Source organism: Pseudomonas sp. LBUM1678 (assembly GCF_059695575.1).
On the sequence record NZ_CP166775.1, the window covers coordinates 4,629,331 to 4,652,959 of the forward strand.

General features: G+C 62.4%; 8 protein-coding genes. 4 read left to right on the plus strand and 4 right to left on the minus strand.

The window, feature by feature from the left end; all coding sequences use genetic code 11:
* Positions 1–9 precede the first annotated feature (9 nt).
* The 3 genes from ACA070_RS21035 to ACA070_RS21045 form a co-directional block, all read right to left on the minus strand.
* Positions 10–15,585, minus strand: coding sequence for a non-ribosomal peptide synthetase (locus ACA070_RS21035; RefSeq protein WP_497448190.1), 15,576 nt, complete (start codon positions 15,583–15,585; stop codon positions 10–12).
* A 255-nt stretch (positions 15,586–15,840) separates the two neighbouring features.
* Positions 15,841–16,527, minus strand: coding sequence for a thioesterase II family protein (locus ACA070_RS21040; protein ID WP_497451999.1), 687 nt, complete (start codon positions 16,525–16,527; stop codon positions 15,841–15,843).
* 127 nt (positions 16,528–16,654) lie between these two features.
* A complete protein-coding gene (locus tag ACA070_RS21045) occupies positions 16,655–17,827 on the minus strand; it encodes an MFS transporter (RefSeq protein WP_497448191.1) in 1,173 nt (390 codons plus the stop codon).
* 306 nt (positions 17,828–18,133) lie between these two features.
* Here ACA070_RS21045 and ACA070_RS21050 point away from each other — a divergent pair, with 306 nt between their 5' ends.
* The 4 genes from ACA070_RS21050 to ACA070_RS21065 all read left to right on the plus strand — a co-directional run bounded on the left by ACA070_RS21050 (position 18,134) and on the right by ACA070_RS21065 (position 22,664).
* On the plus strand, positions 18,134–18,934 hold the full coding sequence (locus ACA070_RS21050; RefSeq protein WP_497448192.1) for a glucose 1-dehydrogenase: 801 nt from the start codon (positions 18,134–18,136) through the stop codon (positions 18,932–18,934).
* A complete protein-coding gene (locus ACA070_RS21055) occupies positions 18,927–20,753 on the plus strand; it encodes a glycoside hydrolase family 15 protein (protein WP_497448193.1) in 1,827 nt (608 codons plus the stop codon). The genes ACA070_RS21050 and ACA070_RS21055 overlap by 8 nt, the downstream gene beginning before the upstream one ends.
* Positions 20,754–21,310: 557 nt before the next feature.
* On the plus strand, positions 21,311–21,700 hold the full coding sequence (locus ACA070_RS21060) for a hypothetical protein (RefSeq protein ID WP_497448194.1): 390 nt from the start codon (positions 21,311–21,313) through the stop codon (positions 21,698–21,700).
* 61 nt (positions 21,701–21,761) lie between these two features.
* Positions 21,762–22,664: an alpha/beta fold hydrolase gene (locus ACA070_RS21065; RefSeq protein ID WP_497448195.1), complete on the plus strand. Its 903-nt coding sequence runs from the start codon at positions 21,762–21,764 to the stop codon at positions 22,662–22,664.
* On the opposite strand, the gene ACA070_RS21070 is transcribed toward ACA070_RS21065, so the two are convergent.
* Positions 22,633–23,616, minus strand: coding sequence for a GlxA family transcriptional regulator (locus ACA070_RS21070; RefSeq protein ID WP_497448196.1), 984 nt, complete (start codon positions 23,614–23,616; stop codon positions 22,633–22,635). The genes ACA070_RS21065 and ACA070_RS21070 overlap by 32 nt on opposite strands.
* Between the last annotated feature and the right edge of the window lie 13 nt (positions 23,617–23,629).

Here is a 23,629-nt window from a genome sequence, read left to right on the forward strand (position 1 = left end):
TGGTCCTCGTTAGGAAATCAGTTTTTCAAGTTCATCTGCTGATAAACGATTGAGGGCCTCCAAGGATTTAGCCAAAACATCATGAACGGGCTGCAAATCGGGTTGCAGGGCTTGAACGGCGTCGCTGAATGTCGCCAGATCGGCACTGCCGAACAGGCTGGCAAGGGGGATTTCGAAGCCCAGCAGCTCGCGCAAACGCAGCACCACTTGGGTCGCCAGCAACGAATGACCGCCGAGTTCGAAGAAGTTATCCGCCAGGCCCACTCGCTCCACTTTCAACACGTCGGCCCAGACCTCGGCGAGTTGCTCTTGCAACGGGCTGACCGGTGCCACGTAGGCGTTCTGCAACAGATTCGCATCCGGCTGTGGCAGCGCCCTGCGGTCGAGTTTGCCGTTGGCGGTCAGCGGCAGTTGATCGAGCAACAGCCAATGCGCCGGCACCATGTAATCCGGCAGATTGCCCTTAAGTACCTGGCGTACCTGTTCGCGCCATGCGCCCTGCTCTGTCGGGGCGACAGACTGCGCAGCGACGAGGTAAGCCACAAGTTGCGCGCCACCGGCGCCCGGCTGATCGAGCACCACGGCCTGGCGGATTTCGGGCAAGGCCAGCAGTTGTGCTTCGATTTCGCCGAGCTCGATGCGGAAGCCGCGAATTTTCACTTGATGGTCGATCCGTCCGCAGTACTCAATCCGCCCGTCGGCGCAGTAGCGCGCCAGGTCGCCGGTGCGATACAGCCGCGCACCGCTGTCGCTGAACGGGTTGGGTACGAAGCGCGTGGCACTGAAATCGGCGCGGTTCAGATAACCGCGGGCGAGTCCGGCGCCGCTGACGTGCAACTCACCGATGCAACCCTTGGGCACCGGGTGGAGATCGGCATCCAGCACGTACCAGGACAAATCCGCAATCGGCTCGCCCAACGGACTGCCAGCGTCGTTGTGCAGGTCGGCCAGGGTCAGCGGTCGATAGGTGACGTGCACCGTGGTTTCGGTGATGCCGTACATGTTGACCAGTTGTGGCGCACTATCGCCGAAGCGCTCGAACCATGGCCGCAGACTCTTGACCTCCAGCGCCTCGCCGCCGAACACCACATAACGCAGTGATGGTTGCCCGCTCTCCTGAGCATCGGTGGCCACCTGCATCAATTGCTTGAAGGCCGATGGCGTCTGGTTCAGCACCGTGATCTGCTCGCGACACAACAGCGCGTAAAACTCTTGCGGCGAACGGCTGACGCTGTGCGGCACGATCACCAGTCGGCCACCGTGCAGCAACGCGCCAAAGATTTCCCAGACCGAAAAGTCGAACGCGTAGGAGTGGAACAACGTCCAGCGATCCTCGGCGCCGAAGTTGAACCAGTGGTCGGTGGCCTCGAACAAACGCAACACATGCTGATGGGCGAGCAGCGTGCCCTTGGGCTTGCCGGTAGAACCGGAGGTGTAGATCACATACGCCAGGTTGTCGCTGTCCACCGTCACTTGCGGGTCGGTGTCCGGTTGATCCGGCTGCACATCGCCGTCGCTGCCCAGCAGCAAGGTCTGAATCTGTGTCGGTAGCGTCAGGTGCGCGAGCACGCCAGGCTGCATCAACAGCAAGTCGATGCCGCTGTCCTCGACCATGTACTGCAAGCGCTCGGCAGGGTATTGAGGATCCAGCGGCAGGTAGGCACCGCCCGCCTTGAGGATAGCCAGCAGGCCGACGATCATCTCGATCGAACGTTCCGCCGCCAACCCTACCAGTACGTCGGCACCTACGCCGCGCTCGATGAGCAAATGCGCGAGCCGGTTGGCCCGGCGATTCAACTCGCTGTAGCTGAGTTGCTGATCGTCCAGACTCACGGCAATCGCGCCAGGCGTTTTGTGCGCCTGAGCCGCGATTAGCTGATGCAGGCTCTCGGTTTGCGGGTAGCTGGCGCTGTTGCGGTTCCAGTCGCGCACAATCAATTGCTGCTGCGCGTCATCCATCAGGCGCAACTCGCCCAGCAGATGATCCGCCGTCGATCCGGCCATTTGCCGCAACAGGTGCTGCATCTGGCTGGCGATCTGCTCGATGATCTCGGCGCTGAAATGCCGGCGCGCATAGGCGAACTGCAACGACAGCGTGTCACCCAGATCCACCAGCACGGTCAGCGGCAGGTTGGTTTGTTCGTGGCTGGACACCTGGCCAAAGCGCATGCCTTGCGGCGCACCCTTGTCCAGTGCCTCGGACACCGGGTAGTTCTCGAACACCAGCAGGCTGTCGAACAAGCCATCACCCCGATGGCCCGACCAGCGTTGAATGTCCGCCAACGGCGTGTATTCGAACTCGCGCAAGGCCAGGTTCTGCGCCTGTACCTGCTGCAACCAGGCACCGATCGTTTGCTCGGCACTTGGGCTGGCAATCACCGGCAAGGTGTTGATGAACAACCCGACCTGATGTTCGACGCCTGGCAAATCGGCCGGACGCCCGGCGACCGTGGCGCCGAACGCGACCGTAGCCTGTCCGGTATAGCGTTGCAGCAAGAGCAGCCACGCCGCTTGCACCAAGGTGTTGAGGGTGACTTTCTGCTGACGGGCAAACTCGCTCAGGCGTTGCGTCTGGTCACGATCCATCAGGCGCGTGTGCTGATCATGGCCGCTGGCATCCAGTGCCGGAGTGCTATCGATCCGGCCCTGGGCCAGTCGCGTCGGCTCATCGAGCGTCGCCAACTGCCCTTTCCAGAACTGCTCGCTGGCCTGTGCGTCCTGGCGCTGCAACCAGCCGATGTAATCCGCGTAACGTCCCACCGTGGCGGCCGGCGTCTGCCCGGCATAGCGCTGCAACACCTCGCCGAGCAACTGCGAGTTGCTCCAGCCATCCATCAAAATATGATGACTGGTGTAGATCATCTCGTGGCTGTCATTGCCGGTACGCACCAGCACCAGGCGTAACAGTGGCGCCTGGAGCAGATCAAAGCCTTCACGCAGTTGTTCTTCTGCCAGCGCGTCCAGCGCGGGCATCAGGTCGGAGCGATCACGCCAGTCATGCAAGGCGAACGGCAGGTCAGCCCGACGCTGCACGATCTGTAACGGCTGCTCCTGCTCGGTGGACCAGACGAAACGGGTGCGCAGGATCGCATGATTATCCAGCGCGGCCTGCCAGGCCTGGCGCAGACGCTCGGCGTCCAGGCCCTGGACGCTGACACGCATCTGATTGATGTAGTCGCCCGACCCTTGCTCGTAAAGGCTGTGGAACAACATGCCCTGCTGCATCGGCGACAGCGGATAGATGTCTTCGACGTCCGCTCCGGCATTCGGCAAGGCATCGAGCTGCGCCTGGGTCAGTGCCGCCAGCGGAACGTCGGACGGCGTGATACCGGCGTGACGATCGTGGCTGCAATGCTCGATCAGCGCCTTCAGTTCCACGGCATACTCATCGGCCAGGCGCTGGACGGTGGCTTCATCGAACATCTCGCGGCTGAAGGTCCAGCCCAGGCTCAGCTCACCGCCATACACACGGCCATTGAGCTCCAGCCAGTTGCCCAGCGGTGCCAGCGGGCTCTGCTCTTCGCCGGCACTTTCGCTGGCCGGCACGAACAATGCGGCGTCATCGAACTGACTGTCGAACTGCCCCAGGTAGTTGAAGGTGATGCGCGGTGACGGCAACTCGCCGAGCACACGGCGCGTGGCCTCATCGCCCATGTAACGCAACACTCCGAAGCCGAGCCCTTTGTCGGGGATCGCTCGCAGCTGTTCCTTGATCTGCTTGATCGAGGCATCGAGGCTGGCGGCCGGTGTGAGGCGCACCGGGAACACACTGGTGAACCAACCGACCGTGCGGGTTACGTCGATGTCGTCGAACAGGTCTTCGCGACCGTGGCCCTCAAGCTGGATCAGCGTCGAGTCGTGGCCGGTCCAGCGACAGATCACCCGCGCCAGTGCCGTCATCAACAGGTCGTTGACCTGCGTCCGATACGCCGCCGGGGCCTGTTGCAGCAGTTGCCGGGTCAGGTCCTGGTCAAGGCGCGTCTGCACCGTCAGGGCATGGCGGTTCTGCACGCTGCCGTACGGGTTGTCGCACGGCAGGTCAGTGGGCGCACCTTGCAATTGTCCGCGCCACAGGTCCAGTTCGCCTTCAAGGTTTGGCGCATGCTGCTGCAAGCGTTCGGCCCAGTGCTTGAACGCGTTGGTTTTCGCCGGCAGCTTCGCCACCTGTGCGTTGCAGAGCTGCTGATAGGCACTTTGCAGATCCTCCAGCAAAATCCGCCATGACACGCCGTCCACCACCAAGTGATGCACCGCCAGCAGCAAGCGCTGGGAACCATCGGCCAGGTCCAGCAACAGACCGCGCACCAGTGGGCCATCGGCCAGATTGAAACTACGCTGGGCTTGCAGGCAGGCCTCGTGCAGTTGCGCATCGTCGGTCACAGCGCCTTGCCACAGCAGCGTGTGTGCGCTGTCGAGCGGGCGATGGGTGGCCGTCCAGCCTTCGCTGGTTTGATTGAACGACAGGCGCAACGCATCGTGATGCGCGACCAGGCTTTGCAGGGCCTGCTCCAGAGTTTGTGCGTTCAAGGCTTCGGCCGGCTTGAGCAGCACCGACTGGTTCCAGTGATGACGCTCGGCAATCTCGCTGCCGAAGAACAACTGCTGGAACGGCAGCAAGGGCGTCGCGCCGCTGACCGGTCCCTGAGCGACAACCGACCCGCTGACACCCAGGCGGACGACGGTGGCCAGCGCCTGGACGTTCTGGTGCTGGAACAGGTCTTTAGGGGTGAACTGGATCCCGGCCTGGCGCGCACGCCCGACCACCTGAATCGAGATGATCGAATCGCCGCCCAGTTCGAAGAAGTTATCCGTCAGCCCGACCCGCTCAAGCTTCAACACATCGGCCCAGACCGCGGCGATGCGCTGTTCCAGTTCACTGCGCGGCGCAACATAGTCGGCCTTGCCGGTGCTGATATCAGGTTTGGGCAAGGCTTTGCGATCCAGTTTGCCGTTGGGGCTCAGCGGCATCTGCGCCAGGCTAAGCCAGTGATTTGGCACCATGTAGTCCGGCAGTCCACGCTGCAAGTGCGCGACCAGGTCCGGGCGCCAATCGGCGCTGTCGTCGGCCAGCACCACGTAGGCCACCAGTTGCTTGCCATCGACCACTGACACTGCGGCTTCGCGCACAGTGGCGTGCTCCAGCAGTCGCGCTTCGATTTCACCCAACTCGATGCGCAAGCCACGCAGCTTGACCTGATGGTCGATCCGCCCGGCGTATTCGATCACGCCATCGGCGCGATAACGGGCCAGGTCGCCGGTGCGGTAGATCCGCTCGCCATCACCAAACGGGCTGACCGCGAACCGCTCGGCGGTCAGCGCCGGACGCTGGTGGTAACCCCGGGCCAGACCTTCACCGGCCAGGTACAACTCGCCCAACACACCGCTTGGCACCGGCTCCAGGTTGTCGTCGAGGATGTAGCAACCGAGGTTGGCGATCGGTTGGCCGATCGGCACGCTGTCGCGCCCCTCTTCCACGCAGGTCCAGTGGGTGACGTCGATGGCCGCCTCGGTCGGGCCGTACAGGTTGTACAGCGCGGCGTTCGGCAACTTGGCGAACACTTGCTGCTGCGCATCCGCCGGCAGGGCTTCGCCGCTGCAAACGATACGTTTGAGGCTGGTGCAGCTCGCGACGTCGATATCCTGCACAAAGGCCTGCAACATCGACGGCACAAAGTGCAGCGTGCTGATCTGCTCACGGTTGATCAACGCCACCAGTTTCGCCGGATCGCGATGATCCCCTGGCGCGGCGACGACCAGTCGTGCGCCGGTCATCAACGGCCAGAAGAACTCCCACACCGAAACGTCGAAGCTGAACGGGGTTTTTTGCAGCACGCTGTCGCCAGCGCCCAGACCGTAGGCTTGCTGCATCCAGCACAAGCGGTTGGTCAGCGCCGAATGGCGGTTGCCCGCGCCTTTTGGCTGGCCGGTGGAGCCCGAGGTGTAGATCACGTAGGCGAGGTTTTCACCATCGACCGCCACGTTCGGGTTGCTCTCGGCATAACCGCCCAACGGTTCATCCAGCAGCAGCGTCTGCACGCTGGCGAACAGCGGCAGTGCGTCGCGCAAATGGCTCTGGGTCAGCAGTAATTGCACGCCGCTGTCTTCGATCATGTAGCGCAAGCGATCCTGCGGGTATTCCGGGTCCAGTGGCACGTAGGCACCGCCGGCCTTGAGCACCGCCAGCAGGCCGATGACCATTTCCAGCGAACGCTCGGCGGCGACGCCCACCAGGCTTTCGGCACCGACACCCGAGCCGATCAGCTTGTGGGCCAACTGGTTGGCGCGGGCATTGAGTTGCGCGTAGCTCAGAGTTTGGTCAGCGAAGACCAGCGCCGGAGCGTGGGGGGTGGTCAAGACCTGGGCTTCGATCAACTGCTGCACGCTTGAGGTCAGCGGGTAATCGGTGGCCGTCGCGTTCCAGTCGTGCAGGATGACTTGGCGCTCGGCCGGCGCCAGCATCGACAAATCGCTGATCCGCTGGCCTGGCTCCGCCACGATACCGGTCAGCAATGCCTGCCAATGCCCGGCCATGCGCGCAATGGAAGACGCTTCGAACAAGTCGGTGGCGTAGGTCAGCGAGACCCGCAAACCGGCAGCGGTTTCGGTCGAATCCAGGGTCAGGTCGAACTGCGCCGTGGCGCTGTCCCACGCCAGACTTTCGATACGCAAATCATCCAGTCCGGCCCTCGGTGCCTCGGCGCTCTGGTGGTTGAACAACACCTGGAACAACGGGCTGCGGCTCAGGCTGCGCTCCGGCGCCAAGGCGTCGACCAGTTGCTCGAACGGCAGGTCTTGATGGGATTGCGCACCCAGCGCGGCTTGTCGGGTTTGCTCCAGCAAATCACGCACACTCAGCTCGCCGTCGATTTGCCCACGCATCACTTGGGTATTGACGAAGAAGCCGATCAAACCCTCGGTTTCGGCGCGGTTGCGGTTGGCAATCGGCACGCCGACGCGAACATCGTTTTGACCGCTGTAACGGTGCAACAGGATCTGGAACGAGGCCAGCAACAGCATGAACAAGGTCACACCTTCGCGTCGTGCAACGTCATGCAGTTGCGTGCTCAGGTTCGAGTCCAGCGCCAGGTCCAGGCGTGCGCCGCGATAGCTTTGCACCGCTGGCCGCGCGTGATCCAGCGGCAACTCCAGCACCGGCTGCTCACCGCCCAACTGCGCGACCCAGTACGCCAGTTGTCGCTCGCGCTCGCCCGCGTCCATCCACTGACGTTGCCACTGGGCAAAATCGGCGTATTGCAGGGTCAATGGCGTCAGGGGGTGCGGCCGGCCAGCGTGTTCACTGGCGTACAGTTCAACCAGTTCCTGCACCATGACCTGCATCGACCAGCCATCGGAAACGATGTGGTGCTGAGTGATCACCAAGACATGATCATCCGCCGCCACCTGCAGCAAATTGATTCGCAACAGCGGCCCGCTCGTCAGATCGAATGGCTGACGGATCTGCGTCTGCACCCAGCCCGGAATTGCGTCTTCGCCGGCTTCAAGGGTTTGCTGGTGGATAGCCACCGAGCCCTGCGGGTGAATGATCTGAACGGTGTGTTCGTCATCCTGGCGAAACGTGGTGCGCAGCGGTTCGTGACGCGCCACCAACCGGTCGACACTGCGTTGCAGCGCCCTGACGTCCAGCGGACCGTGCAGGCGCAAGGCACTCGGCACGTGGTAGGCGGCGCTGTCCGGTTCCAGTTGCCAAAGAAACCACTGGCGTTCCTGGGCATAGGACAACGGCATGGGCTGGCCGCGCTCAAGCGCAACCATCGACAGCGTTACGCTGTGCTGGAACGTCGCGCAACACGCCGCAAAGTCCCCTAGCGTCGGATGTTCGAACAGGGCGCGCATCGGCACATCGAGGGTCAGTTCGTGACGCACCCGGGAAATCACCTGGGTGGCCAGCAAGGAGTGTCCGCCACGTTCGAAGAAGTGGTCGGTCAGGCCAATCGAGGGGATGTGCAACACCGCTTCCCAGATTCTTCCAAGCTGAATTTCAAGGTCGCTTTGCGGCGCCACACAGGTGTGCGGCCCCTGAGTCAGGTCAACCTTGGGCAGCGCATTGCGGTCGAGTTTGCCGTTGTTGTTGAGCGGCAACGCGGCCAGCAACACCAGGTGTGCCGGCACCATGTAGTCGGGCAATGCCTGGCGCAACGCCGATTTGAGTTGATCGATCCATTGCGCTTGCACGGACTGTTCGGCGTCAGGCAACCCGGCATCACTCGGCACCACGTACGCCACCAGTTGCGCACCGGTCGGACCGTCCTGGGCGATGACGGCGGCTTCGCGGACGTGATCGCGGGCTTGCAGGCAGGCCTCGATTTCGCCCATTTCGATGCGCAAACCGCGAATTTTCACCTGGTGGTCGATGCGCCCGGCATATTCGAGATCACCGACGTTGTTGTAGCGCGCAAGGTCACCGCTGCGGTACAGCCGTGCGCCCGGCTCAAGGGCAAATGGATCGGGAAGGAAACGTTCGGCGGTGAGTGCCGGGCGGTCGAAGTAACTCTGGGCGAGGCTGGCCGGTGCACCGATGCACAACTCGCCGACGCCACCGGCAGGCAACAATTGCCCGGCACTGTCGAGCACGTACAACGCGCGACCGGGAATCGCCCGACCGATCGGGATACCGAAACTGTCGTTGGCATCCGTCAGGCGGCACTCATGCACGCTGGACACGACCGTTGCCTCGGTTGGCCCGTAGGTGTTGAGCAAACGTACATGATTCAGGCCGGCCTCGTGCCAAAGGCGCAGCCCCTCCACCGACATGGCTTCGCCACCGACGTGTACCTGACGCAAATCGCCGAGGGTTTTGATGACACCACTGGCGCACTCGCGCGCCAGCAGATACCAGTAAGCGGCCGGCAGGTCAGCGAGCGTCACACCACGGCGGACGATTTCGTCGGCCAGTTGCGTGGCATCCCACAGATCGTCACCGCGCATGACCAGCGCTGCGCCCACACACAACGGCGGGTAGCACTGCTCGACAAAGCCGTCGAAGCTGAACGTCGCGAACTGCAGCACCCGGTCGCTGGCGTCAAGCACCGAATACTCGGCAGCGCTCTGGCAGAACTCGCGCAAGGCACCGTGGGCAATGGCAACACCCTTGGGTAGCCCGGTCGAACCCGAGGTGTAGATCACGTAGGCCAGGTCCTCGGCCACCGCACGATTCAACGGATCAGTCTCGGGGTAGCCGGCCAGTTCGTCCGCCTGCTCACTCAGACTCAGGCGAGTAATGTGTGATGGCAGCGGCACGTCGCTCAGCAGACCGGATTCACACAACAACAGCTCCAGGCGGCTGTCTTCGATCATGTAGGCCAGTCGCTGGGCCGGGTATTTCGGGTCTAGTGGTACATAGGCCGCGCCGCTTTTGAGGACCGCGAGCAGGCTGACAATCAGCTGTGGGCCGCGACGCATTGCCAGGCCGACACGCTGGCCGGGGCCGACGCCGCTGGCGAGCAGGCGGTGTGCTAGACGGTTGGCCTGAGCGTTCAATTGGCCGTAGCTCAGGGTCAGTTCACCTGCCTGCACGGCCAGCGCATCCGGAGTCGCTTGCGCCTGGGCGGCAATGCGCTGGTGCACCAGCGCGTAGTCATGGAGGCACACCGCTGGCGGCTGGCAGAGCGTCAGCATGGCCTGGGCACCCGCGTCGTCGAGCAACTTTAGAGCGCCCAGCCGGGCGTTTGGCTGAGTGCTCAACTGGGTGAGCAGGTGCTGCAGGTTGGCGCTCAGCTCAATGACTTGCGAAGCACTGAAGCGCGCCGCGTCGTAGCTGAACTCCAGGCTCAAACCTTCACCCAGTTCGATGCCCAGCGTCAGGGGATAGTGCGTGCGTTCGTGGTTGTGCAGGTTAGCGAACGACAGACCGGCCGGAGCACCTTGTTTCAGCGCTTCAGCCACCGGGAAGTTTTCGAACACCAGCAGGCTGTCGAACAGCGCCGAACCCTGTTGCCCTGCCCAGCCCTGAATATCGTACAACGGCACATGCTCGAACTCGCGCAGGGCCAGGTTCAGCCCTTGCAGCTCCCCCAGCCACTGACTGACGGTCTGATCCGGGCTCATCGCACACACCAGCGGCAGGGTGTTGATGAACAGGCCCAGCTGTTGCTCGATTCCCGGCAGCGGCGCCGAACGGCCGGCAACCGTGGCGCCAAAAGCCACGCAATCCTGACCGGTGTAACGCTGAAGCACCAGGCTCCAGGCCGCTTGAAACAGGGTGTTGAGCGTGACTTTCTGTTGCCGCGCGAACTCGGACAGACGCAGGGTTGCCTGCGGGTCCAGGGCAACGCGAAGGGCTTCACTGCCCTGCCCGCCCACCGGTGGGCGCAAGGCTTCGGCCAACAGCGTTGGCGCTTGCAGCGGTGCCAATGCAGCTTTCCAGAATTGCTCGCCAGCGGCGGCCGATTGCTGTTGCAACCAGCCAAGGTAATCACGGTACTGCCCCAATGGCGTCGGCAACGCCTGCCCGGCGGCATAATGTTCAATCACTTCGCCCAGCAACTGCGCGTTGCTCCAGCCGTCCATCAAGATGTGGTGGCTGGTGTAAATCAGGTGCCATGCATCGGCGCCGGTACGCACCAGTTTCAAGCGCAACAGCGGCGCCGTATCCAGCGCGAAACCGAGGGCACGCTCGGTATCGGCCAACGTATCCAGATCGGCCGTTTCAAGCACCTCAAGGGGCAATGTCACCTGACGGGCAATCACTTGGTGCGCGGTATCGAGGCCCTGCCAGTGGAAGCTACTGCGCAAAATATCGTGACGATCAAGGGCCGCTTGCCAGGCCTTGGCGAATCGCTGCGGATCCAGGCCCTGGATGTCCAGGCGCAACTGGCTGATATAGGCGCCGACTTCCGGCTCATAGAGGGTATGGAACAGCATGCCCTGCTGCATCGGAGACAGCGGGTACACATCCTCGATGGTCGAGGCCGCCATCGGCAAGGCATCCAGTTGTGCCTGGGTGATGCGCGCCAACGGGAAGTCGGACGGGGTGGCCAGCGACGCCTTCAAGGCACAGCAGTGTTCAATCAAGTCTTGCAACTGAACGGCGTAATCATCCGCCAGGCGCTGGATCGTCGCGGCATCAAACATCTCGTGGCTGAAGCCCCAGCTCAGGGCCAGCTCACCGCCATACACCTGACCTTCGACGGTCAGCCAGTTGGCCAGCGGCGCCTGCTCATCCTGAGCCGTACCGCCCGGCTCGGTCGCGGGCACCAGCAAGGCCTTCTCGTCGAACTGCCGGTCGAACTGCCCCAGGTAGTTGAACGTGATGCGCGGTGGCGTCAGGGCCGACAGCTGCGCGCCGATCGCCGGATCCGCCAGGTAGCGCAGCACGCCATAACCCAGGCCTTTGTCAGGGACGGCACGCAGCTGCTCCTTGACCGTCTTGATCGAGCCATCGAGGTCGTCGGTGCTGGTCAGATTGACCGGGAACAGACTGGTGAACCAGCCCACCGTACGCGTCAGATCGACATCGTCGAACAGGTCTTCGCGGCCATGGCCTTCCAGCTGGATCAAAGTGTCCGGCTGGCCGGTCCAGCGGCTGATGGTGCGCGCCAGCGCCGTCAGCAACAGGTCGTTGACCTGAGTCCGATAGGCCATTGGCGCCTGCTGCAACAGTTGCCGCGTAAGCTCGGCACCGAGGCGCCATTCGATTTTCTGCCCATGTACATTCTGCAAACCGCCTTCGGGGCGATCGCACGGCAGCTCTGCCGCGCGGCTTTGCTGGTGTTTCCAGTACGCCAGTTGCCCATCAAACCGTTGCGCCTGCTCGGCCAGCCGTTCTGTCCAGGCCTGATAAGCACTGGTTTTGGCCGGCAACGACACGCGTCCGGCACCGGCCAGTTGTTCGTAGGCCTGCTGCAGGTCTTCCAGCAACACGCGCCAGGAAACGCCGTCTACGACCAAGTGATGAATGATCAGCGACAAGCGCTGGCTGCCATCGGCCATGCTGACCAGCAATGCACGCAGCAGCGGCCCGTTTTCCAGGTTCAGGCTGCGCTGCGCTTCGTCGCAGGCGGCGGTCAACTGCTCGGTAGACGTGGCTGCGCGCTGCCACAGCTCTGCGCGCTCGACCAGCGATCCGTGCACCTGGTGCCAGCCATCCGCGCTGTGGCTGAAGCGCAGGCGCAGGGCATCATGGTGATTCAATACGTGGGTCAACGCCGCCTCGAGCCATGCCGCGTTCAACGGTTCACGAGGCGTCAACAGCAGTGATTGGTTCCAGTGCTCACGCTCGACCACCGGTTGTTCGAAAAACAGCGCTTGCACCGGCGACAGCCGTGCTTCACCACTGACTGGCCCCTGATCGACAGCGCTGTGGCTGTCGAGCGTGGCCACCAGCGCCAGACTGCGCACGCTCTGGTACTGGAACAAGTCCCGTGGGCTCAGGCGGATGCCGGCCTGCCGAGCCCGACTGACCACTTGAATGGAAATGATCGAGTCGCCGCCGAGTTCGAAAAAGTTGTCTTCGAGGCCGACACGCGCAAGGCCCAGCACCTCCTGCCAAATGGCGGCGAGCGTCTTTTGCATGACGTCTTGAGGTTCGACGAAGGCTTGTTGCGGCGCCGCATCCGGCTGCGGCAAGGCTTTGCGGTCAAGCTTGCCGTTAGCGGTGACCGGCAATTTCGCCAGAGTCATCAGGTAGGTCGGGACCATGTATTCCGGCAGGCTGCCCAGCAGCCAGGCCTTGACGTCCTGCTGCCATTGTTCGGCGGGCTCGGCACTCTCAAGTACCAGATACGCCACCAGGTGTTTGCCGCCCTGCACCAGAACCACCGCTTCACGCACCAGCGGATGCTGCATCAACCGGGTTTCGATTTCCCCCAGTTCGATCCGCAGGCCACGCAACTTGACTTGATGATCGAGACGGCCCAGGTATTCGATCACCCCGTCGGCGCGTTGGCGTACCCGGTCACCCGTGCGGTACAAACGCGCACCGTCATGGAACGGGCACGGCACAAATCGCTCGGCGGTCAGGCCCGGACGTCGGTGGTAGCTGCGCGCAAGCCCGGCACCGCCGAGGTACAACTCACCGGCCACGCCGCTGGGCACCGGCAAGTGTTCGGCATCGAGTACATGGGTGCGCAGGTTGGCAATCGGCCGACCGATGGGCACGCTGTCGGCACCTTCATCGACACAGGTCCAGTGGGTGACGTCGATGGCCGCTTCGGTCGGGCCATACAGGTTGAACAACCCAGCCTTGGGCAGTTTGGCGAAGACCTGTTGCTGGGCGTCGAGTGGCAAGGCTTCACCACTGCACACGATGCGCTTGAGGCCGACACAGGCCTCGACACCCGGCTCGTGGATAAACGCCTGCAACATCGACGGCACGAAGTGCAACGTGCTGATGCCGTACTCGACGATGGTCTCGATCAGGCGCGCCGGTTCTCGATGCGCCCCGGGCTCTGCCACCACCAGCCGGGCACCGGTCATCAGCGGCCAGAAAAATTCCCACACCGACACGTCGAAACTGAACGGGGTTTTTTGCAGCACCGCGTCGCTGGCGTCCAGCCCATAGGCTTCCTGCATCCAGCACAAACGGTTGACCAGCGCCGCATGACTGTTGCCGGCACCCTTGGGTTTTCCGGTGGAACCGGAGGTGTAAATCACATACGCGAGGCTCAAAGGAACCACCGCCACCTCGGGACGCTGCTCGCTGTAGGCAGCCAGCCAGCCAGTGTCCTGATCGAGGGTAATGACATCGATCGCAACGGTCGGCAAGGCTGGCAACAGTGAAGATTGAGTGAGCAACAGGGCAATGCCGCTGTCTTCGATCATGTAGGCCAGGCGTTCTTGCGGGTATTCGGGGTCCAGCGGGACGTAGGCACCCCCGGCCTTCAGAATCGCCAGCAGGCCGATGACCATTTCCAGCGAGCGCTCGACGCAAATGCCCACCAACACATCCGGGCCCACGCCCTGCTCGCGCAGCCGATGAGCCAGTTGATTGGCGCGGGCATCGAGCTGTCCATAGGTCAACGTCCGTGCACCGAACATCAGGGCCGGCGCATCCGGGGTTCGCTGAACCTGATCTTCGATCAACGCGTGAATGCAGACATCGGTCGGGTAAGCAGCCTGAGTGCGGTTCCAGTCATGCACCAGCACCTGCTGTTCACCCGCCTCCAGCAGCGGCATTTCACCGATCCGCTGGTGCTGGTCAGCGACCAGCGCCGTCAGCAGATTGCTCCAGTGGCGCGCCATCCGCTCGATGGTGGCGGCGTCGAAAAGGTCGTCCGCATAGGTCAGCGCAGCGTGCAGTTTGCCGCCCTTCTCCCAGGTATCCAGGGTCAGGTCGAACTGGGTGGTGCGGCTTTGCCAGGCAATGCTGCCCAGCTCCAGGCCCGAGCCGGTGCTGATCGAAGACACGTCCGCAACCTGCGGCTGGTGGTTATACATCACCTGGAACAGCGGCGTGTGGCTGAGGCTGCGCTCCAGTTTCAGCGCATCGACCAGCCGTTCGAACGGCAAGTCCTGATGAGCCTGGGCACCGAGGGCGGTTTCCTTGATCGCCTGCAGCAAGTCGTCGACCCGGGTCTGGCCGTCAAGTTGAGTGCGCAGCACCTGGGTGTTGACGAAGAAACCGATCAGGCCTTCGATCTCGGCGCGGTTGCGGTTGGCGATCGGCACGCCGACGCGGATATCGGTCTGCCCGGTGTAGCGATGCAGCAGCACGTTGAATGCGCCAAGCAAGAGCATGAACAGCGTGATGTTGTGTTTCTGTGCAGTGCTGCGCAGTTGCTCGGCGAGATGGCTGTCCACCGCGAATTCATAGCGAGTGCCGCGATAGCTCGGCATGGCCGGGCGCGAATGGTCCAGCGGCAGTTCCAGCACTGGATGTTCGTCACCCAGTTGCGCCTGCCAGTAATCGAGTTGACGCGCCTGTTCGCCCGCCTCCAGCCAGCGGCGCTGCCACAAGGCATAGTCGCTGTACTGGATCGGCAACGCCGCGAGTTGCGGTTGCGTGCCCGCCTCAAAGGCGTCGTAGCAGCGGATGAATTCGTCGATCAGCACGTTCATCGACCAGCCGTCGGAAACGATGTGGTGCAGGGTCAGCAGCAGGACGTGTTCTTCGTCAGCGAGCTTGAGCAAGGTGACGCGCAGCAGTGGGCCAACCGACAGGTCAAACGGCAACACCGATTGGTGCTCGGCCGCTTGAGCGACTGCCACTTCGCGCTCCGAGGCGGGTAACGCGCTGAAATCCACCTGATCGATGACTAGCGGCGCGCTGGCCGGCACTTGCAGCAAGGTGTCGTCGGCCTGGCGCTGGAACACCGTGCGCAGGGTTTCGTGACGCACCACCAGGCTGGCGAAGGCTTGCTCCAGCGCCGACAGGTTCAGACGCCCGGTCAGCCGCACCGCGCCGGGCAGGTTGTACGCGCCGCTTTGCGGGTCCAGTTGCCAGAGAAACCACATGCGTTGCTGGGCGTATGACAGCGCCTGGCGATCCTCGGCCTCTACACCGGCAGGAATGGGGAACCGGGCGAAATCAACGCCTTCCTTTTGCAAGGCCGCAAGGAACATGTGCCGCTTTTCCAGGGGCAGCCCGATAAACCGGCGAGCAAGTTTCAAGGAGTCTTCAGCATTCATTTCTAAGCATCCGGATCGTTGGCAGGAAGCACAAAGGCACGTCGTCCCTATAAAACGAATGCAGACCGGAAAAATTAGCGAATGAGAACAAGTGTCAGAAAGGAGGTGAAACGCGGAGTGTCAGGGTGTCATAAACCCCTGTGGGAGCGAGCCTGCTCGCGATAGCGGTGTGTCAGTCACCATCAAGTTGACTGATACACCGCTATCGCGAGCAGGCTCACTCCTACAGGGGATTTTGTGATGCGGGAGATGGGGTCAGGCGCTGGCGGCCATGGCGTGTCGGCGATGATGCACGTCGAGCTGGTCCTTGATCACCCGCAACACCTTGGCTTCGTGCTCATGAATAAAGAAGTGCCCGCCAGCCAGCATGTCCACGGAAAAGCTGCCGTGGGTTTCCTTGCTCCAGCCGATCAACTGTTCGGTGGTGGCACGGTCGGTGGTGCCACCAAGCACGTGCACGGGACATTTGAGCAATGGACGCGGCAACGGCTCAAAACGTCCGCACAGCAAAAAGTCGGCACGCAGGACCGGCAACGTCAGGCTCATCAACTCTTCGTTGGCCAGAATCTCTTCGCTGGTGCCATTGAGCGTGCGCAACTGATCAATCAGTTCTGCGTCGCTCCTGGGCTCGCCAAAGCCACGGTCGTAATCACTGCGCATCGTCGGCGCGGCGGTGCCCGAGGCGAACAGAGCCACCGGTTCCGGGCAACCCAGCGCGCGCAAGGCGTGGGCCAGTTCACAAGCCAGCAACGCACCCAGGCTATGGCCGAACAATGCGTAAGGCGCGCGCAAGGACGTTTGCAACTCTGCCGCCAATTGGCGGGCCAACGCGCGCATATCGGTCTGCAGTGCTTCGCCAAACCGTGCGCCGCGCCCTGGCAGCTCAACCGGTTGCAACTTCAGCCACTCCGGCAATTTGCGCCGCCAGCGGCTGTAGACCATGGCGCTCGCGCCTGAATAGGGCAGGCACAGCAATGTCAGCTGGGTCACCGGGCTTACCTCGAAAAGTTGTCTATCAAGAGAACGGATGAGCGCCGCCGAGAATTAGTCGTACTCCTACAGGGGTTCTTTATTTCAAGTGACGGAAGCTTTGGACTGCGGAACCGAGGACGACAGCACCGGCAGCGATGGCCACCCAAAACCCGCTACGCGCTCCATAGGCATCGATCAGCCAACCCGAACTCGCCGCACCCATTGCCACGCCAATGCTTAACCCGGTGACCAACCATGTCAGGCCTTCCGTCAGTTTGGCCGGCGGTACAATTTGCTCCACCAACGCCATCGCCACAATCAGCGTCGGCGCAAAGAAAAGCCCGGCGACAAACACCGCCAGCGACAGCCCGAGAATGTTCGTCGCCAGCAGCAACGGCAGTGTGGTCACCGCCGTCGCCACCCCGCCATACAGAAACAATCGTGGCAGCGGCACTTTCGAGCGTAACGCCCCGAACGCCAATCCCGCGAGGCAGGAACCGATGGCATACACCGACAACACAATGCTCGCCGCCGCCGGCTGGCCCTGTTGTTGAGCGAAGGCGACGCTGACCACATCCACAACGCCAACGATGGTGCCCATGGCGACCATCAACAGCATCAGCAATTGAATGTCGAGAGAACGGATGATCGAGCCCTGATGGTGTTCTTCATGGGGATGAATCGCCGGCTCGGTGTCGCGTTGCAACACAAACGCCGTCACCCCGATCGCCAGCATCAGCAACGCCGCCAATGGTCCGGCCTCGGGGAACGCCACTACACACAGTCCCACCGACAGCGGCGGCCCGACGATAAAACAGACTTCGTCCAGCACCGATTCCAGCGCGTAAGCGGTTTGCAGCTCCGGTTCGCCGCGATACACCTCGGTCCAGCGCGCCCGGACCATCGCCGACATGCTCGGCATGCAACCGGCCAGCGCGGCGAACACAAACAACGTCCACTGCGGCGCCTGCAAGCGAGTGCACAGCAACACCAGCAACAACGCCCCACCGCCTATCAGCGCCGAGATCGGCAGAACCCGGCCCTGGCCATAGCGATCCACCAGCCGCGAGACTTGCGGCGCACAAAACGCCGTGGCCAAGGCAAACGTCGCCGCCACTGCACCGGCCAGACCGTAGCCGCCTTGCAGTTGCGAGAGCATGGTGATCAGGCCGATGCCGGTCATGGAAATCGGCATGCGCGCGATCATGCCGGCCAGCACAAAAGCTTTGCTGCCAGGGGCTTTGAAGAGGTCGCGGTAGGGGTTGGCCATGAGGTCAGGTCTCAGCTGGGGCGTGCAAGTTGCCATAAGGCTGATCAAGGGGAAAGCAGGCAATTGTTGGGTGAGTGTTAAGGCTCCATCGCGAGCAAGCTCGCTCCCACATTTGATCTAGGCATTAGCGCAGATCCCCTGTGGGAGTGAGCCTGCTCGCGATGGGGCCAGCGTAGTCGCCTCCTTTATCGTTCCCGCACAAAACATGGAAACGGACAGGTGACGAAACTTTCACAGTTCGGCGTGAACTCTCTCCAGCACCCGCCAGTCAGCTAATTAAGCCCTCAACTCAAGGCGCCACCGCTGATGCAGATTTCCCTCGACCATCAAGTCGCCCTCGTCACCGGTTCCAGTTCCGGCATCGGCGCGGGCGCCGCCAAGGCTTTGGCTGCCGCCGGGGCCGCGGTGGTGATCAACTACAACTCCCAGTCCGCTCCCGCCGAGGAACTGGCCCGGCAGATCAACGCTGAAGGGGGTCGCGCCATTGCCATCGGGGCCGATGTTTCCCAGGAAGCGGACGTCGAACGACTGTTCGCGCAAACCCTCGAAGCGTTCGGTTCGCTGGACATTTTGGTCGCCAACTCAGGTATGCAGAAAGACGCCAATGCGATGGACATGAGCCTTGCCGACTGGAACCAGGTGATCGGCGTCAACCTCACCGGCCAGTTTCTCTGCGCCCGTGCCGCGCTGCGGATTTTCAACCGGCAAGGTGTTCGCGAAGGCGTGTCCCGGGCCGCCGGCAAGATTATTCATATGAGCTCGGTGCACCAGCGGATTCCCTGGGCCGGCCACGTCAATTACGCCGCGTCCAAAGGTGGCGTGGACATGCTGATGCAAACCCTCGCCCAGGAAGTCAGCCACCAGCGCATCCGCATCAATGGCATCGCGCCGGGGGCGATTCGCACGGCGATCAATCGCGACGCCACCTCGGGTGACCACCTGCAGGACCTACTCAAACTCATTCCTTACGGCCGGGTCGGTGAGGTCGAGGACATCGCTAATGCGGTGGTCTTCCTCGCCTCCGATGCCTCCGACTACATCGTCGGCACTACCCTGTTCATCGACGGCGGCATGAGCCTCTATCCGGAGTTTCGCGGCAATGGCTGATCATCATCTCGAACGACAAAGCGCCATCGCCGCCCACGGCATCATCGGCGACATGCGCAGCGCGGCACTGGTCAATGACAAGGGCAGCGTGGACTTTTTCTGCTGGCCGGAATTCGACAGCCCTTCTATCTTCTGCTCGCTGCTGGACACGCCCGAGGCCGGTATTTTTCAACTGTCGCCGGACTTGCCCGATGCGCGCCGCGAACAGATTTACCTGCCCGACACCAACGTGCTGCAAACCCGCTGGCTCAGCGACAGCGCCGTGGTTGAAGTGACCGACCTGCTGCCGATCGGCGACAGTGAAGACGATCTGCCGGTGCTGATGCGCCGGGTTCGGGTGGTCAGCGGCCAGGCAACGTTTCATATGCGCTGCGCCGTGCGGCATGACTACGCTCGCGCCAAGACTCGCGCGCGCATGGAAGAAAAAGACGTGGCGTTCGAGGCCGACGATCAGCCCTCTCTGCGCCTGTCATCCGATCAGACCTTAAGTATCGACGGCAACGCGGCAGTGGCCGAATTCACCCTCAAACAAGACCAGAACGCCGAATTCCTGCTCGGTGGCATTGATGACCCGCGTTTCAAGGAAGGCGCCGCCGGGTTGTGCCTGGAACGCACATTGAAGTTCTGGCGCGACTGGAGCGGCCAATCCAACTACCGCGGTCGCTGGCGGGAAATGGTCAATCGTTCGGCCCTGGCCCTGAAGCTGCTGACCTCGCGCAAACACGGCGCTATCCTCGCCGCGGCCACGTTCGGCCTGCCGGAAACGCCCGGCGGCGAACGCAACTGGGACTACCGCTACACCTGGATCCGCGACGCCTCGTTCACCGTCTACGCGTTCATGCGCCTGGGCTTCGTTCAAGAGGCCAACGATTACATGCGCTGGCTGCGCGGGCGGGTCAGCGATTGTCACGGCAAACCGATGAAACTCAACATCCTCTATGCCATCGACGGCCGTCAGGAACTGCCGGAAACCGAGCTTTCGCACCTGTCCGGCCACGGCGGCTCGACGCCGGTGCGCATCGGCAATCAGGCGTACGATCAGGTCCAGCTCGACATCTTCGGCGAACTGATGGACGCGGTGTACCTGGTCAACAAGTACGGCGACGCCATCTCCCATGAGGGCTGGAAACACGCGGTGGACGTGGTGGATCAAGTCTGTGAAACCTGGCAGCAAAAGGACGTAGGCATCTGGGAAATGCGCGGCGAGCAGCATCACTTCCTGCACTCGCGGCTGATGTGCTGGGTCGCCCTGGACCGGGCCATCCGTCTCGCTTCCAAACGCTCCCTGCCCGCCCCGTTCGCCCGCTGGGACCAGACCCGCCAAGCGATCTACGCCGACATCTGGGACAACTTCTGGAACGAAGAACGCGGGCATTTCGTCCAGCACATCGGCAGCACCGCGCTGGATGGCTCGATGCTGCTGATGCCGCTGGTGCGCTTCGTCAGCGCCAAGGACCCGCGCTGGCTCTCGACCCTCCAAGCCATCCAGAAAACCCTGGTGCGCGACGGCATGGTCTACCGCTACCGCAACGAAGACAGCCAGATCGACGGCCTCGACGGCACCGAAGGCGCATTCGCCGCGTGTTCGTTCTGGTACGTCGAATGCCTGGCCCGGGCGGGTCAGGTGGAAAAGGCGCATCTGGAATTCGAACAGTTGCTGAGGTATGCCAACCCACTGGGGTTGTACGCCGAAGAATTCGACAGCCATGCGCGGCATTTGGGCAACACGCCGCAAGCGCTGACGCACCTGGCGCTGATCAGCGCGGCGAGTTTTCTGGATCGGAAATTGAGCGGGGAGAAGAATTACTGGCAGCCTTGAGACCGCGTTGCCGCCTTCGCGGGCAAGCCTCGCTCCCACAGGGTCTTGTGTCGAACACGCTATTTGCGAACGACTCGAAACCTGTGGGAGCGCGGCTTGCCCGCGAAGAGGCCATCAGTCGGAACAGAGAAACAATTGAATTCACTATCCGCCAAAGCGTGTCGAAAACGTCGCTTTTCACGACGCTGCTTGTAGGAACAAGGCTAACCCGCGAAGCACTTAAACACGGCCCTCTCTGACAAAACACATTACTGTGGCGAGGGGGTTTACCCCCGTTGGGCAGCGAAGCGGCCCCAAAATCTGCAACCCCACTCCCTCAGAAACCCCGCGATTGCTGGTTTCTAGACTGCCGCGTACCGTCGAGGGCAAGCCCCACCACCCCAAGACGCGCAGGCTTGCGCCCTACACTGACCATACAAATCCTACTGTTTAGTTACACAACACCTGACTCCTCCCCCCGGAAATACCTTGTTGCCAGCCGTTACATCCCCCCCTAACATCCACGCTCAACGGGTGCAGCGGAGCTGCCCAATAAAACCCGAATTCAAGGAACCAGAATGAGCCAGCGTATCCACCGTCACATCGACTCCCCACTGCGTTCAGGCCTGAACCGCAACGAATTGTGGGAAGCCCAGGACAAGGGCCTGATCAAATGTTGGGAAATCGGCCGCCAACGCGCCGCCCGCTTCCCCGAACTCGCCCGACGCAGCCTTGCCGGCGAACTCCCCGTGCTGGGCTGGAAAGGTGGCGTCAGCCGCAGCCTGAAGAAACTCGAAAAATACGGATCCCTCAAATACCTCGCCCAATGGCAGGGCTTGCGTGGAGAGGATCTGGATGTTGATCTGGGTGAAGAGCGGGCCCTGACGTGTTCGCGGACGAGGATGGTGGTGACGTTTACGCCGGACCGGTCGAAGTACTTCAATCAGGTGGCGGAAGTCGAAGCCTGAGACGACGGCACCCTCTTCGATTTGCATCATCCGTTTCAAAAAAACACCCCTGGAGTGTCCGATGAACAATGAAGCGTTGATCCAGTTCGCCAAAACCCCGGTTTTGACGGTTGCCTACGAAGAACACGGCCCCACCACCGGCGACCCGGTCATCCTCCTCCACGGCTTCCCCTACTCTCCCCGCGCCTATGACGAAATCGCGCCTGCCCTCGCCGCTCAGGGCTACCGCGTCATCGTCCCGTACCTGCGCGGCTACGGTGCGACCCGTTTCAACAGCCCCGACACCCTGCGCTCCGGCCAGCAAGCCGTCCTCGCCCAGGATCTGCTTGATTTGATGGATGCATTGGACATAAAAAAAGCCGCCCTCTGCGGCTACGACTGGGGCGGTCGGGCGGCGTGCATCGTGGCGGCCCTTTGGCCGGAGCGGGTTCGTTGCCTGGTGACTGGCGACGGCTACAACCTTCAGAACATTCCCCACTCCACTCAGCCGCGGGCCCCGGAAACCGAACATCGCCTCTGGTATCAGTATTACTTTCACACCCCGCGCGGAGTCGAAGGGCTGACGAAAAATCGCCATGATTTGTGCGAGTTACTCTGGAAGTTATGGTCACCGACCTGGGCCAAAGGCCCTGAGCGCTACCCGCTGAGCGCGCCGGCCTTCGACAACCCGGATTTCGTCGAGGTGGTGATTCACTCTTACCGTCACCGATTCATGTACACGCCCGGCGATCCGGCACTGGAGTGGATGGAAAAAGCGCTGACCCGACAGCCGCCAATCAGCGTGCCGACGATTTCCCTGTGTGGTGCTGACGATGGCGTCGGTCCGGCACCGGAGGTCGATGACGACATCGAGCATTTCACTGGAGTTTATGAGCGGCGAGTGCTGGCGGGCGTTGGTCATAACATTCCCGAAGAAGCGCCCGAAGCGACACTCAAGGCAATACTGGATCTGCTTCAGCGCTGACAGAAAACCGCTCGCGATACGCTTGTGGCGTCACGCCCATGGCCCGCAGAAAACTGCGTCGAAGCGTCTCTTCACTGCCGAACCCACACTGCACCGCCACCCGTTTGATCGGCAGACCGGTATCACTGAGCAAACGTCGCGCCGTTTCGACCCGGATCAGTTCAATGGCTCGCGCCGGGGTCTGGCCGGTGTCGGCGCGGTAATGGCGAACGAAACTGCGTTCGCTCATGCCGGCCTGCAAGGCGAGGGTCGGAATGCCAAGGTCCATGGTGAGATGTTCACTGATCCAGGCGTGAAGGTCGTCGAACCGGCTGCCTTCCTTTTGCAGAGACAGGGTCACGCTGAACTGCGACTGACCGCCCGGACGCTTGAGGAACACCACCAGTTGCCGGGCGACTTCCAGGGCCATCGTGCGCCCGAGATCCTCTTCGACCATCGCCAGCGAAAGATCGATGCCGGCCGTGACGCCGGCCGAGGTCCAGACCGGGCCGTCGTTGATAAAGATCGGGTTGGGTTCGACCCGCAATCGGGGATGTTTCTGCGCCAATTGCTCGCAGCGGGTCCAGTGAGTCACCACCCGCCGACCATCGAGCCAACCACTGGCCGCCAGTAAAAATGCCCCGGTGCACACCGATGACACCCGCCGGCACGCCGTCGCATGCTCACGCACCCAGGCCACCAGCGGCAGATCCTCCGCCGCCGCGTAAACACCCCAGCCGCCAGCGATGATCAAGGTGTCGCTGCCTTGCTCGGGCAACGGCTCGGCCAACAGCGCCAGCCCCGCCGACGACATTACCGCCCCGCCACCGCTGACAATCACCGTCGGGGCATAGGGCGGCGGTAGGCCTTGTTGGCGGGCGATGTCGTTGGCCGAGGCGAACACCTGCAATGGTCCGGTGACGTCGAGCAATTGCACGTTGGCGAATGCGAGCACATGGATGGTCTTAGACATTTGGCGTAATTCG

What these genes read in the sequence shown, in the direction of transcription:
- ACA070_RS21035 (WP_497448190.1), bottom strand. Translation starts at nt 15,585, where the DNA reads ATGAATGCTGAAGACTCCTTGAAACTTGCTCGCCGGTTTATCGGGCTG.
- ACA070_RS21040 (WP_497451999.1), bottom strand. Translation starts at nt 16,527, where the DNA reads ATGGTCTACAGCCGCTGGCGGCGCAAATTGCCGGAGTGGCTGAAGTTG.
- ACA070_RS21045 (WP_497448191.1), bottom strand. Translation starts at nt 17,827, where the DNA reads ATGGCCAACCCCTACCGCGACCTCTTCAAAGCCCCTGGCAGCAAAGCT.
- ACA070_RS21050 (WP_497448192.1), top strand. Translation starts at nt 18,134, where the DNA reads ATGCAGATTTCCCTCGACCATCAAGTCGCCCTCGTCACCGGTTCCAGT.
- ACA070_RS21055 (WP_497448193.1), top strand. Translation starts at nt 18,927, where the DNA reads ATGGCTGATCATCATCTCGAACGACAAAGCGCCATCGCCGCCCACGGC.
- ACA070_RS21060 (WP_497448194.1), top strand. Translation starts at nt 21,311, where the DNA reads ATGAGCCAGCGTATCCACCGTCACATCGACTCCCCACTGCGTTCAGGC.
- ACA070_RS21065 (WP_497448195.1), top strand. Translation starts at nt 21,762, where the DNA reads ATGAACAATGAAGCGTTGATCCAGTTCGCCAAAACCCCGGTTTTGACG.
- ACA070_RS21070 (WP_497448196.1), bottom strand. Translation starts at nt 23,616, where the DNA reads ATGTCTAAGACCATCCATGTGCTCGCATTCGCCAACGTGCAATTGCTC.